At 63.6% G+C, this 12,344-nt stretch carries 12 protein-coding genes; 5 read left to right on the top strand and 7 right to left on the bottom strand.

The window, feature by feature from the left end:
* Positions 1-132 precede the first annotated feature (132 nt).
* Positions 133-1,542, top strand: coding sequence for an ATP-dependent RNA helicase DbpA (gene dbpA, locus QMY55_RS21300; protein WP_283486101.1), 1,410 nt, complete (start codon positions 133-135; stop codon positions 1,540-1,542).
* A gap of 103 nt (positions 1,543-1,645) precedes the next feature.
* On the opposite strand, the gene QMY55_RS21295 is transcribed toward dbpA, so the two are convergent.
* A complete protein-coding gene (locus QMY55_RS21295) occupies positions 1,646-2,410 on the bottom strand; it encodes a sulfite exporter TauE/SafE family protein (protein WP_283486100.1) in 765 nt (254 codons plus the stop codon).
* Positions 2,411-2,582: 172 nt separating this feature from the next.
* Here QMY55_RS21295 and QMY55_RS21290 point away from each other — a divergent pair, with 172 nt between their 5' ends.
* Positions 2,583-3,563 carry a Bug family tripartite tricarboxylate transporter substrate binding protein gene (locus QMY55_RS21290; protein WP_283486099.1) on the top strand — a complete coding sequence of 327 codons (981 nt, stop codon included), beginning with the start codon at positions 2,583-2,585 and terminating at the stop codon, positions 3,561-3,563.
* A 64-nt stretch (positions 3,564-3,627) separates the two neighbouring features.
* Here the strand turns inward: QMY55_RS21290 and QMY55_RS21285 are convergent, their stop codons facing one another.
* The 5 genes from QMY55_RS21285 to QMY55_RS21265 form a co-directional block, all read right to left on the bottom strand.
* Positions 3,628-4,299 (bottom strand): outer membrane protein, encoded by a 672-nt coding sequence (locus QMY55_RS21285; RefSeq protein ID WP_283486098.1) that lies wholly within the window; start codon positions 4,297-4,299, stop codon positions 3,628-3,630.
* 151 nt (positions 4,300-4,450) lie between these two features.
* Positions 4,451-5,077 carry a response regulator transcription factor gene (locus QMY55_RS21280; protein ID WP_283486097.1) on the bottom strand — a complete coding sequence of 209 codons (627 nt, stop codon included), beginning with the start codon at positions 5,075-5,077 and terminating at the stop codon, positions 4,451-4,453.
* A 10-nt stretch (positions 5,078-5,087) separates the two neighbouring features.
* A complete protein-coding gene (locus tag QMY55_RS21275) occupies positions 5,088-6,614 on the bottom strand; it encodes a sensor histidine kinase (RefSeq protein WP_283486096.1) in 1,527 nt (508 codons plus the stop codon).
* Between the two features lie 18 nt (positions 6,615-6,632).
* Entirely contained in the window at positions 6,633-7,091 is a 459-nt protein-coding gene (gene ybeY, locus QMY55_RS21270) for an rRNA maturation RNase YbeY (protein ID WP_283486095.1), read from the bottom strand.
* A 136-nt stretch (positions 7,092-7,227) separates the two neighbouring features.
* Positions 7,228-8,241, bottom strand: a complete 1,014-nt coding sequence (locus QMY55_RS21265) for a PhoH family protein (RefSeq protein ID WP_283486094.1) — start codon at positions 8,239-8,241, stop codon at positions 7,228-7,230.
* Positions 8,242-8,291: 50 nt separating this feature from the next.
* Between QMY55_RS21265 and ruvA the strand changes: the two genes are divergently transcribed.
* Together ruvA and QMY55_RS21255 are read left to right on the top strand one after the other, a co-directional pair.
* A complete protein-coding gene (gene ruvA, locus QMY55_RS21260) occupies positions 8,292-8,867 on the top strand; it encodes a Holliday junction branch migration protein RuvA (protein ID WP_283486093.1) in 576 nt (191 codons plus the stop codon).
* Positions 8,868-8,916: 49 nt separating this feature from the next.
* Entirely contained in the window at positions 8,917-10,497 is a 1,581-nt protein-coding gene (locus QMY55_RS21255; protein WP_283486092.1) for a trypsin-like serine peptidase, read from the top strand.
* A 13-nt stretch (positions 10,498-10,510) separates the two neighbouring features.
* Here the strand turns inward: QMY55_RS21255 and QMY55_RS21250 are convergent, their stop codons facing one another.
* The gene (locus QMY55_RS21250) at positions 10,511-11,044 is read right to left on the bottom strand and encodes a peroxiredoxin (RefSeq protein ID WP_283489030.1); all 534 of its coding nucleotides are present in this window, start codon (positions 11,042-11,044) and stop codon (positions 10,511-10,513) included.
* A gap of 154 nt (positions 11,045-11,198) precedes the next feature.
* Between QMY55_RS21250 and ruvB the strand changes: the two genes are divergently transcribed.
* Positions 11,199-12,296 carry a Holliday junction branch migration DNA helicase RuvB gene (gene ruvB, locus QMY55_RS21245; protein ID WP_283486091.1) on the top strand — a complete coding sequence of 366 codons (1,098 nt, stop codon included), beginning with the start codon at positions 11,199-11,201 and terminating at the stop codon, positions 12,294-12,296.
* Positions 12,297-12,344 lie beyond the last annotated feature (48 nt).

The following is a 12,344-nucleotide window of genomic DNA, read 5'->3' as shown; positions in this document are numbered from 1 at the left end:
TGACGGCCTGCGATTGGCAAAGGCCGTGCTTTCCAGCCTAGGCGCATGGCTGCAGAGGGCTTGAGAGGGACAACCCGTGTGAATAGTCACTCAGGCAACTCGCTGTTCGCAGTCCCCGGATAATTGCGACCCATGAATACCTCCACCAGCGCCGCCAAGGCCTCTGACTCCACCGCTTTCTCGGCGCTGCCCCTGTCTCCCGAAATGCTGGCCAACCTCCAGCAGCTCGGCTATGCGCAGATGACGCCCATCCAGGCCGCCAGCCTGCCGCTGACCCTGCAGGGCAAGGACCTGATCGCACAGGCCAGCACCGGCAGCGGCAAGACGGCTGCCTTCGGCCTGCCCATGGTCGACCGCCTGAATCCGCGCTGGTTTGCCGTCCAGGCCCTGGTGCTGTGCCCCACGCGGGAGCTGGCCGATCAGGTTGCCACCGAAATCCGCCGCCTGGCGCGCGCCCAGGACAATATCAAGGTCGTCACCGTCTATGGCGGCGTGCCCTCGCGCAACCAGATTGCCTCGCTGGAAAACGGCGCGCACATCGTGGTCGGCACACCGGGCCGTGTGATGGATCTGATGGAACGCGGCAAGCTCGACATCGGCAATCTCAAGACCCTGGTGCTGGACGAGGCCGATCGCATGCTGGACATGGGCTTTCTCGGCGACATCGAAACCGTGGTGCGCCAATGCCCGGCGGATCGTCAGACCCTGCTGTTCTCGGCCACCTACCCCGATGGCATTGCCTCGCTGGCCAGTCGCTTCATGCGCGATCCGCAGACCGTCAAGGTCGCGACCCAGCACAGCGCAGGCAAGATCGCACAGCGCTGGTACGAAGTCGGCGCTAGAGAAAAAGTGGGCACGGTGGCCAGGTTGCTGGCGCACTTCCGTCCCGAATCGACGATTGCCTTTTGCAATACCAAGCAGCAATGCCGCGATGTGGTGAGCGAGCTGCAGGCCCAGGGCTTCAGCGCTCTGGCCCTGTTCGGCGAGCTGGAGCAGCGCGAGCGCGACGAGGTACTGGTGCAGTTTGCCAACAAGAGCTGCAGCGTGCTCGTGGCCACGGACGTGGCGGCGCGCGGCCTTGATATTGCCGATCTGTCGGCAGTCATCAATGTGGATGTCACGCCCGACCCCGAGGTGCATATCCACCGTATCGGCCGTACGGGCCGTGGCGATGCCGAAGGGCTGGCGCTGAATCTGGTGTCCATGGACGAGATGGGAAGCGTGGGCAAGATCGAACAGCTGCAGGGCCGCTCTTCCGAGTTCTTCCCCGTGGACGAGCTCACGCCCGCCGCCGGTGGCGAGCTGCTACCGCCCATGATGACCATCCAGATCATCGGCGGGCGCAAGGAAAAGATCCGCGCTGGCGACGTGATGGGCGCCATGTGCGCCGACTTCGGCTACAGCCGCGACCAGATCGGCAAGATCAGCGTCAACGACTTTTCCACCTATGTGGCCGTGGACCGCAAGATTGCCTCGGCAGCCTGCGCCAAGCTCAATAACGGCAAGGTCAAGGGCAAGACCGTGAAGGCGCGTCTGCTCTAAAAATATTGATCAAATTGGCCTCTAGCGCTTGTGTATCAAGCGTTGAGTGCTCATAAAAAAGCCTTCTCAAACCGAGAAGGCTTTTTGCTTTAAGCCGACTGCTTCAGCCCTTGACGAAGAACAGCCCGGCCATCACCAGCCCCGTGGCCACAATGCCCCAGCGCAGCATATGCGCGGGAATCTTGCGCGCCACGCGGGCGCCCAGATAGCCGCCCAGGGTAGCGGCCACCATCATGATGAGGGCCAGCTTCCACTCCACAATGCCGCCTGCGGCGTAGATGGCCACGGCGATGGCCGTCAGCAGGGCCGAGACCAGATTTTTCATGCCGTTCATGGCATTGAGCTGGGTCTGGCCCAGCAGGCAGAACAGGGCCAACAGCAAGATGCCCAGTCCTCCGTTGAAGTAGCCGCCATAGATGGCCACGGCCAGCATGCCGGCGGCGGCCTTGGCAAGCGATGGGGCCTTGTGCTCGGCATTCTTGCCGGCGGCCCAGGCACGCAACTGGGGGCCGAAGGCAAACATGGCGGTGGCGGCCAGCAGCAGCCAGGGCACGACCTTGCGGAAGGTCGCATCGGGCGTGAACAGCAGCAGGGCCGCGCCCAGGGAGCCGCCAATCAGGGACAGCGCCACCACCTGTTTCATGGACAGGCCCGGCGGGGACTGCATATCGTCCTTGAAGCCCCAGGCCCCGGCCATATAGCCTGGCAGCAGGGCCACGGTACCCGTGGCATTGGCGACCACGGGCGGTACGCCGGTAAAGACCAGTGCCGGCAGGGTCAGAAAGCTGCCGCCGCCGGCAACGGCGTTGAGTGCGCCGGCGGTGAAGGCGGCCGCCAGCAGCAGGGCTAGATGGCCCAGGTTCTCCATGATGTTTGTCTCCCGATTCTTATAGGAATGGCTTGGCACCTTGTTGTGCAGGCATCTTAGGAGGGAACGAATTCCCTCTTCATTATTTTTTGAAATAAAAAAATGAAGAAACAATAGTTTGAAGAATAAGAAATAGTTTTGACAATGACTGCCTTAATCAAGGAGTCCTGTCGTGAATCTGCCTCGTTTCTTCTCTCGCACCGCCTGGGCCTTGCTGGCCGCCACATGCGTGCAGGGCGCAGCCATGGCACAACAGGACTTCCCGGCACGTGCGGTCAAGATGGTGGTAGCCAATGGCCCCGGCAGCGTTCCCGATCTGCTGGCGCGTCAGGTGGGCCATCTGGTGGGCAAGGACTGGAAGCAGGCCGTGGTGGTGGAGAACAAGGGCGCGGCAGGCGGTGTTTCGGCCGTGGATGCCGTGGTCAAGGCGCAACCCGATGGCTATACCTTGCTGGTGGGCGGCGACAGCGCCATCACCATCATGCCCAATGTGCAGCGCAATCTGCCCTATGACGTCAAGAACGATCTGGTGCCCGTGACCAAGCTCGGCCAGTCAGACTTTGTGCTGGTGGCCAACTCCCGAAAAGGCTTCAAAACCTTGCAGGACTTTGTCAGCTATGCCAAGGCCCACCCCGGCAAGATCAATTACGCCTCGTCCGGCACAGGCGGCGCCCAGCATCTGGCCATGGAGCAGTTCAAGCAGCGCGCAGGCTTTTTCGCCACGCATATTCCCTATCGCGGTGGCCCCCAGGGTCTGCAGGATGTGCTGGCCGGTCAGGTCGATGTGATGCTGATCGCCGTGGCACCCGCCCTCGCACAGATTCAGAGCGGCAAGCTGACGGCGCTGGCCGTGTCCGGCCTGCAGCGCCATGCCTTGCTGCCCCAGGTGCAGACCCTGGCCGAGACTTACAAGGGCTTTGAGGCCGGTGCCTGGTTCGGCCTGTTCGCGCCCAAGGGCACGCCTGCTGCCGTGGTGCAGGCCATTGCCCAGGACACCGACAAGGCGCTCAAGGACCCCGAGTTGCGCAAAAGCCTGCAGCAGCAGGGCATCACTCCTGTGGGCGAGGGCCAGCAGGTGTTTGCCAAGCAGATCAAGACCGAAGATGTGCGCGTGGCCCAGCTGGTGCGCAGCATCGGCCTGAGCGTCGAGTAAACATCAGTTCACACCGAAAAAAGCGGCACTCCGGCCGCTTTTTTTATTGCTTTGAAGCCGAGGATCAGAAGCTGTAGCGCAGGCCGATCGAGACTTCGCTGGAAGTCAGCTTGGCACGCATCTGCTCGTCCGCCAGGCCGCGGACGTTGGTGAAGTTGTTGGCGCCGCTCTTGGTCTTGCCCATGTCGACATAGCGCCAGCCCAGGTCGATGCTGACCTTGGGGGCGGGCGTATAGGTGACGCCAAAGCCCACGGAGTAGGCCAGATTGTTCTGGGATGCGCTGAAGTACTGGCGGCCAGGGTTGCCTTGCCAGCCGCTGGACTGCAGGTGTGCCAGGCCCAGGCCGGCTGTGCCGTACAGCGAGAACTGGTTGTTCAGCGGGAAATCCTTGTACGCGTTGACCATCAGGCGCTGCGAGCGGATCTTGTGGTGGTTGAAGCTGGTGGGGAAGCGAGTGGAGCCGCTGGTGAACTCATTGTTCTTGGGCAGGGTGTACTCGGCTTCCACGCGCCAGTTCGATGGCAATTGATAGCCCAGGGCCAGAGAAGCGCCGGTGGCGGTATTGGTCTCATCGCCTGTCACGAACTGACCAAGGCCGGGGCGGGCGCTGGAGCTCATGTCGTGGGCTTCGTAGCGGGCGGAGTTGATGCGCAGGGCGCCGTAGTAGTTGTCGGCGGCAAAGGCGCTGCCGGTGGCAGCCAGGATCAGCAAAGGGATGATGCGTTGGGTTTTCACAAAGAGTCCTTGGCCCGATGATTTCAGCAGGCGCTGCGTCCTGGCCAGGATGGCCGGTGTCAGGCATGTGCTTCATACGGGGATGAACTCAACTGTAGGAAAACGCCTGTCGGGCGTCCATGCGGCTGGCTACGCGCGTAGCTCCGTAGAACTACGGGGCAGAGTCTTCGGCCAGAGCCGCGTAGCGTCGGATGAGCTGGGCCAGCGAGTCGATCTCCAGCTTGGCGAACAGGTTGGCGCGGTGCGTTTCCACCGTGCGTGGCGAGAGCGACAGCGCACGGCCGATCTCCTTGTTGGTCAGGCCTTCCACGATCAGGCCCAGCACCTCGCGTTCGCGGCCCGAGAGCTGTGCATAGCGTTCGCGTGCCTGCAGATCCGCGTGATGGCGTTCGCGTGAGCGCACATGCTGGCGCACGGCGGCCTGCAGCGCTTCGATCAGCAACTCGTCATTGACCGGCTTTTCGAGAAACTCGGCGGCCCCGGCCTTGAAGGCGCGGCGGCACATTTCCACAGTACCGTGTCCCGTGAGCATGATCACCGGCTGGTCCACGCCTTGCGCCGCCAGCATGTCCAGCACTGTCAGCCCGCTGGTGCCGGGCATGCGCACATCCAGCACGATGGCGCCCACATCGCTGCGCTCGAACCTGGCGAGAAAGTCCTGTGGGTCGGCCCAGGTCTGCACGCGCAGGCCTACCGTGCCTATGAGCAGTGCCAGGCTGTCGCGCACGGCGGCATCGTCGTCCACGAGGTGGATCAGGGGCGAGAGGGAAGAGTTCATGATGCGTCGTTCATGGCTGCTGGGCCAGTGGAAGCTGCAAATGGAATTCGGCACCGGGCTCCTCACCGGGCGGAGCCAGCGAAAGATCGCCGCCCATGGCCTGGGCCAGGCTCTCCGAGAGCGACAGACCCAGCCCCAGGCCTTCGGGGCGTGTGGTGTAGAACGGCGTGAACAGGTGTCCCCGCGCCTCGGAACTCACCCCCGGACCGGTGTCGCGCACACTGAGCAGGATGCGCGCGCTGGGTGGGCGCATGAGGCTCAGGGTCAGCAGCAGCAGGCGGCGCTGTCCGGCATCGGTCTGCTCCATGGCCTGCAGCGCATTCATCACCAGGTTGTGGATGATTTGCTGCAGCGCCACGGGTTCGGCGCGCACGGCAGGCAGGTCGGCGGGGGCATCCAGATGCACGGCAATATCGCGGCGGCGCAGCTCGGGCTCCAGCAGGTGCAGCGCGTCGTGCACGGCGGCGGCCAGGGCCAGGGTCTGGACCTGGCCCGACAGATCGGGCCGCTCGACCACGCGGCGCAACCGTCCGACGACGGCACTGGCGCGGCGCGCCTGGGCCACAGCCTGACTCATGGCATGGCGTGCGGTGTCCAGATCCGGCTCCTCGTCGCTCCCGTCCTCGCCCAGCAGCCGCTGTGCGGCCTGGGTGCTGGCCAGCAAGGCAGTCAGCGGCTGGTTGAGCTCATGGGCCATGCCGGCGGCCAGTTCTCCGAGCTGGTTCAGGCGCGCCACCTGGCCCAGTCGCAGCAACTCCTCTGCCCGGCGAGCCGCCACACGCTGGCGCAGCAAGGCACGCAGCGCTGCCAGTGCCGCGGCGCTGGCAGCGGCCCAGACCAGCATGGCTGTCCAGGGCAGTTCGCTCCAGCCGACATCGCGCTCAAGCACCACGTCGAAAGGCTGGCTCTGCGAGGCCAGCAGCTTGTGAAAGCTGTAATGCCAGCCATATTCGAGGCGTCGGCCGGCTTGCACGTCAAAGGCCTGACCCTGGTATTGCAGTTGCACGCGCACGGGGCTTGTGGCGGCATCCATCGGCCATTCGTCCCAGGGTACGGTGGCTTGCAGATCCAGCAACAGGGCATGGGCCGTGCTTCTTCCGGCCAGCACCAGCCACACCTTGCCTGCAGGAAGGTCAGCCTGGGCCAGTTCGGCATGACCGCTTTGCAGGGAACGTGCCTCGGCGGCGTCTAGTGCGGTACGTCGGCTCTGGGGCCAGTCAGCGGGCCAGATGCTGCCCGGCAGGCGGCGCCGGATTTCGACGATCTGCGGATATGCGGCGGGCAGGCGTGGCAGCGGCATGGCTGTTTTGGCGCCATGACCTTCTGCCGGCGGCTGCAGCAGCGGCAGCATGGCCATCACGGCATCATGCTGCACCGCGCGCTGGCTCAGCAGCCGGTGCACGATGCGTGCATCCACCGTGAAGGCATCTTCGAGAGCCAGCAGCCGGGCATGTGCGAGCCAGCCGGAGCCTGCCCCGGCCACCAGAACCCAGGCCAGCAGCCAGGTCAGCGGGCGACGCCAGTGAGAAAAGGTCATGGCCGGGGTGCTCGTGGCTTACTTGGCGTACGGGTCTTCGTAGCCCATTTCTTTCATGATGTCGGTCTCGTAGGCCTCCATCTCGTCTGCGTCTTCCTCGCTGGTCTCATGGTCCCAGCCCTGGGCATGCAAGGTGCCATGCACCAGCAGATGGGCGTAGTGCTCTTCCAGTGTCTTGTTCTGCTCCCGGGCCTCGCGCTCCACCACGGGGGCGCAGAGCACCAGGTCGGCCATCACCGTGGGCTCCTGCTGATAGTCGAAGGTCAGCACATTGGTCGCGTAGTCCTTTTTGCGGTACTCGCGGTTGAGTTTCTGGCCTTCTTCGGCATCGACGATGCGCACGGTGATCTCGGCATCCACGGCCAGCGCATGGCGGATCCAGCGGGTGACGCGGGCGCGGCTCAGCAGTTCGCGGTGGGCGGAGGCTTCGGCGCTGGGACCGAATTGCAGCGACAGTTGCAGTTGATTTAAAGACATTTTGGCTTGTGGCGCAGGTGTGGCAAGCGCAAGCAGCTATGAAGTTTGAAGCGACTTGCGCAAATCAGGGTCAAGCAAGAGATTTGCCTCAAGGCTGCGCCCCTGGCGCATCCTGGTTTGCGTAAGTCCTATGGGATTAGAGCTCATCCGCCGAGGGCAGGGGGCGGGCCGTGCGGGAGCCACTGCTGCGGGGCTTGGGGGCCGAGGTACCTTGGGCCACGCGACCGCGCGCATCGTAGGCGTCGACAATGCGCGCCACCAGCGGGTGGCGCACCACGTCGGCACTGGTGAAGTGGTTGATGGAGATGCCCTTGACGCGCCTGAGCACACGCTCGGCATCGATCAGGCCGCTGGGTGCGCCCTTGGGCAGGTCGATCTGGCTCACGTCGCCCGTGACCACGGCCTTGGCACCAAAGCCGATACGGGTCAGAAACATCTTCATCTGCTCGGGCGTGGTGTTCTGGGCCTCATCCAGGATCACGAAGGCGTTGTTCAGCGTGCGCCCGCGCATGAAGGCCAGCGGTGCGATCTCCAGCGCATTGCGCTCGAAGGCTTTTTGCACCTTGTCGTAGCCCATGAGGTCGTAGAGCGCGTCGTACAGCGGACGCAGATAGGGGTCCACCTTCTGCGTCAGGTCGCCGGGCAGAAAACCCAGGCGCTCGCCGGCTTCCACGGCCGGGCGGGTCAGCACGATGCGCTGCACGGCGCTGCGCTCCAGTGCATCGACGGCGCAGGCCACGGCCAGATAGGTCTTGCCCGTGCCGGCCGGGCCTATGCCGAAGGTGATGTCGTGCCTGGCGATGTTTTCCAGATACAGCGCCTGGTTGGGCGTGCGCGCACGCAGATCGGCGCGGCGCGTGGTCAGCTGCGGGGCCGTGGCATCGGCTTCCAGCATTTCGACATCGCCTGCCAGCATCAATTGCAGGGTATCGTCGGCAATCACGTCGTCGGCGATCTCGTACAGGGCCTGCAGCAGCTCCAGCGCTTCATTGGCCTTGACCTTGGCGCCATCGATCTTGAACTGCTCATGGCGATGGGCGATCTTGACGCCCAGTGCGATTTCGATGGTGCGCAGATGCGCATCCGCCGGGCCGCAAAGGTGGGTCAGGCGCGTGTTGTTATGGGGTGTGAATGTATGGCGCAGGATCACGCGGATAATTTCTCGAAAAGAATCGCCGCACGGTGCGGCAAAGGACATCAATGATAGGTAAATTGACGGGAACGCTGCTGGAGAAAAACCCACCGGAGGTTCTGGTGGACTGCGGCGGTGTGGGCTATGAGGTGCAGGTACCCATGAGCACTTTCTACAACTTGCCAGCCAACGGCGCCAAGGTGGCCTTGCTGACCCATTTTGTGGTGCGGGAAGATGCCCAGTTGCTGTTCGGCTTTGGTACGGCTCGCGAGCGTCAGACCTTCCGCGAACTTATCAAGATCACCGGCATAGGTCCGCGCATGGCGCTGGCCGTTCTCAGCGGCATGAGCGTCGATGATCTCGCGGAAGCGGTATCACAGCAGCAAGCAGGGCGATTGGTCAAGGTGCCGGGCATAGGCAAGAAGACGGCCGAGCGTCTGCTGCTCGAACTCAAGGGCAAGATCGGCGCAGACACCGGCGCGCAATCGCTGTTTGCCAATAACAACGACCAGAACGACATTCAGCAGGCGCTGATGGCCTTGGGCTATTCTGACAAGGAAGCTTCCACCGCCCTCAAGAAACTCCCACCCGATGTAGGGGTGAGCGAGGGCATTAAGCTCGCGCTCAAGGCTTTGACCAAATAGCTTCGCTGGCCCTGTGCCAGTCCGGTCGTGAACCGCAGGAGAACACGATATGCATTGGTGGATACAGGGCAGGCGCATTTCCTCTCTATGCGCAAGCTTGGTGCTGGTTCTGCTGACCGCTTGTGGCGGTGGTGGCAGTAGCAGTGTTCCCGACCCGGGCCCCGGCCCTGGTGGAGGGGGCGGAGGCGGAACGGTCGGTGACGGCGGCGGCAATGGCGGTGGCACGCCCGTTGGCGGCACAGAGATCAATCCCCCGCCGGGCCCGCCCACGGCCCATGTGCTGGACTCGCTGATCATGCCCACCCCGCAGTCTGCGGCTGCACCCAAAGAGGTGGCCGTGGCGTCCATGGCCGTGCGGCCCAAGGCCATCAACCTGGCCTTGCCGCAGTGGAGCGACGCGCCCACGGTGGTCATGCCCATGCCCGGTATGCCCATGCAGATAGGTGCGCCGCGTGCGCTGTCTTCGCTGCAGTCCGCAGGCGATCTGGCGCGTACGTTGCGGTGGACCCAGACCCCGGATGGTGGGCAAGTGGCGGCGATCAGCATCACTTCGGGCGGTGCCCATGGCCTGCGGCTGGGGCTGGTGGTCGATTCCCTGCCCGATTCGGCCCAGATCAGGCTGTACCGCAAGGATCGCAGCCAGACCGGGTTTGAAACCACGGGCAAGGCCATCAACGAGGCCATTGCCCGCAACCGCCGTGTCGATGGCGATACCCAGGCCGCCAGCATCTGGTGGACTCCGGACCTGGGAGCTGAGGAGGTCACACTGGAGATAGGACTGCCTGCTGGGGTGCCAAGCTCGCAACTGCGGATCGCCATTCCCACGCTCACCCACGCCTATGCCAATCTGGCCTTGCCCATGGAGGTAGAGCTGCGCGAGAACTACGTACCCAGAAACGTGGGTGATGCCGCAAATTGCGAGCTCGATGCCAGCTGTGCCGATCAGTACGCGACCGAGCGCAATGCCGTGGCGCGCATGACCTATGTGGGTTCGGACAGCCGCTACTACTACTGCACGGGCTCCCTGCTGAACAACACCAAGCTCGATTACACGCCATATTTTCTCTCGGCCAATCACTGCATCTCGACGCAGGCCTCGGCGACCTCGCTGCGCACGGACTGGTTCTTCCGCTCGGCCAGCTGCAACAGCTTTGAGCCCAGCGCCCAGACCAAGGCGCTGCAGCGCGGTGCCACCCTGCTGTATGCGGCGGTGGCAACCGACACCACGCTGATGCGGCTCAATGAAGCGGCACCTGCCGGTGTGACGTTGGCGGGCTGGGATGCAAGAGGTACGGCAGTGACAGGGACGGCCATTTATGGCCTGCATCACCCGCAAGGCGATTTGCTCAAATACAGTGAAGGCCAGGTCCAGAGCTACAGGAACTGCAGTCTGAACGGCGGCAGCCTCATCTGTGACGCTGGCAATGCCCAGAGTGATTTTGTGAACGTCGGCTGGAGCAAAGGCATTACCGAGGGCGGCAGCAGCGGCTCGCCCATCTTTGTGGCAGGACGCGTTGTCGGCACGCTGTCAGGCGGCAGCAGCTCGTGCACGGCCAAGGGCAGCTCCGATGTCTACAGCCGCTTTGACAAAGCCTTCGGCAGCCAGATCGGCAACTGGCTGGCGCAGTAATTGGGGGCCAAGTCTATTTGGCCATCAGCTGCTTGACGGCGGCCTTGGTCTGTTCCACATGGGCCAGCGGGTCGCTGCTGACAAGCGCAAACTTGACCTTGCCGTCTTGTCCTATCACATAGGAGATACGGTCGGCCCAATCGGGGTTGGCCGCAGCTGCGGCGTCATAGGCCTTGATGGTCTGGGCCTTGGGGTCGGAGGCCACGGCAAACTGGTCGCGGCAGGCCTCGGTGGAAAAGCGCTTGAGCGTCTCGATATCGTCATGTGACATGCCAACCACCGTGGCCTTCATGGCCGCAAACTGGGGAGTGGCTTCGGCAAAGGCATGGGCTTCCAGAGTGCAGCCCTGGGTAAAGGCCTTGGGGAAGAAATACAGCACCACGGGCCCTTTCTTGAGGGCGGCGCTCATGTCAAAGTCAAAAGCCTTGCCGGCAACGGCGGCAGGCGTCTTGAAAACGGGGGCAATGTCGCCGACCTTGAGTGCAGCCTGGGCTGCGGCGGACAGGCAAAGCAGGGCGGCGGTGCAGGCCAGGGCATGAAAGCGCATGAGAGAGGGCATATGAAGTTCCAGAAGTCGGCTGCAATGATTGTGCGCATGGCAGGGGTACGCTGCCAGTCTGTGCGGAATGCAACTGTGGGATTTTGTTTAGCCCTGTATTTTTAATCAGTGGTTATGCCGGGCTTAGGGCACAATTGCCGCCATGACGATTCAAGTGGACGAATTTGCGGCCAGTCCCGCACCCGCACGCAAGGCCAGAAGCGTGGCCGCCGAACCCGAGGCATTGGCGCCGCGAATGGTATCGGCCGGACATTCGTCGCAGGGCGAGGAGGCGCTGGAACGCGCGCTGCGCCCTAAATTGCTTGATGAGTATGTGGGCCAGGCCAAGGCCCGCGAGCAGCTCGAAATCTTTATCGGCGCTGCCAAGAAACGCAGCGAGGCGCTCGATCATGTGCTGCTGTTCGGCCCGCCCGGTCTGGGCAAGACCACGCTGTCCCACATCATCGCGGCCGAGCTGGGCGTGAACCTGCGCCAGACCAGCGGCCCGGTGCTGGAAAAGCCCAAGGATCTGGCGGCGCTGCTGACCAATCTCGAGCCCAACGATGTACTGTTCATCGACGAGATTCACCGCCTGAGCCCGGTGGTCGAGGAAATCCTCTACCCGGCGCTGGAGGACTACCAGATCGACATCATGATCGGCGAAGGCCCGGCCGCACGCTCCATCAAGCTCGATCTCCAGCCTTTCACCCTTGTGGGGGCGACCACGCGCGCCGGCATGCTCACCAACCCGCTGCGCGACCGCTTCGGCATCGTGGCGCGGCTGGAGTTCTATACCTCCGAGGAGCTCTCGCGCATCGTCAAACGCAGCGCGGGCCTGCTCAATGCGCCGATCGACGAGGAAGGCTGTTTCGAGATCGCGCGCCGCTCGCGCGGCACGCCGCGTATCGCCAACCGCCTGCTGCGCCGCGTGCGCGACTATGCCGACGTCAAGGGCGACGGCCGCATCACGCGCGAGATTGCCGACAAGGCCCTGGCCATGCTCGATGTGGACCCCCAGGGCTTTGACATCATGGACCGCAAGCTGCTCGAAGCCGTGGTGCACCGATTCGATGGAGGTCCGGTTGGCCTGGACAATATCGCGGCCAGCATTGGCGAGGAGTCCGGCACCATCGAGGATGTGATCGAGCCCTATCTGATCCAGCAGGGCTTTCTGCAGCGCACGCCGCGCGGGCGCATGGCGACGCAGGCGGCCTACCAGCATCTGGGTTTGAAGGTGCCCGAGGGCGATGCGAAGACTTGAAGATGGCTCCCACAAAAAAGCGGCCAGGTGGCCGCTTTTTTGATGGGG

The sequence above is a fragment of the Comamonas resistens genome (genome assembly GCF_030064165.1).
GTDB lineage: Bacteria > Pseudomonadota > Gammaproteobacteria > Burkholderiales > Burkholderiaceae_C > Comamonas > Comamonas resistens.
Note: the sequence above shows the minus strand (reverse complement) of the source record. Positions and strands in the feature narration are given on the sequence as shown.

What these genes read in the sequence shown, in the direction of transcription:
- dbpA (WP_283486101.1), top strand. Translation starts at nt 133, where the DNA reads ATGAATACCTCCACCAGCGCCGCCAAGGCCTCTGACTCCACCGCTTTC.
- QMY55_RS21295 (WP_283486100.1), bottom strand. Translation starts at nt 2,410, where the DNA reads ATGGAGAACCTGGGCCATCTAGCCCTGCTGCTGGCGGCCGCCTTCACC.
- QMY55_RS21280 (WP_283486097.1), bottom strand. Translation starts at nt 5,077, where the DNA reads ATGAACTCTTCCCTCTCGCCCCTGATCCACCTCGTGGACGACGATGCC.
- QMY55_RS21275 (WP_283486096.1), bottom strand. Translation starts at nt 6,614, where the DNA reads ATGACCTTTTCTCACTGGCGTCGCCCGCTGACCTGGCTGCTGGCCTGG.
- ybeY (WP_283486095.1), bottom strand. Translation starts at nt 7,091, where the DNA reads ATGTCTTTAAATCAACTGCAACTGTCGCTGCAATTCGGTCCCAGCGCC.
- ruvA (WP_283486093.1), top strand. Translation starts at nt 8,292, where the DNA reads ATGATAGGTAAATTGACGGGAACGCTGCTGGAGAAAAACCCACCGGAG.
- QMY55_RS21255 (WP_283486092.1), top strand. Translation starts at nt 8,917, where the DNA reads ATGCATTGGTGGATACAGGGCAGGCGCATTTCCTCTCTATGCGCAAGC.
- QMY55_RS21250 (WP_283489030.1), bottom strand. Translation starts at nt 11,044, where the DNA reads ATGCGCTTTCATGCCCTGGCCTGCACCGCCGCCCTGCTTTGCCTGTCC.
- ruvB (WP_283486091.1), top strand. Translation starts at nt 11,199, where the DNA reads ATGACGATTCAAGTGGACGAATTTGCGGCCAGTCCCGCACCCGCACGC.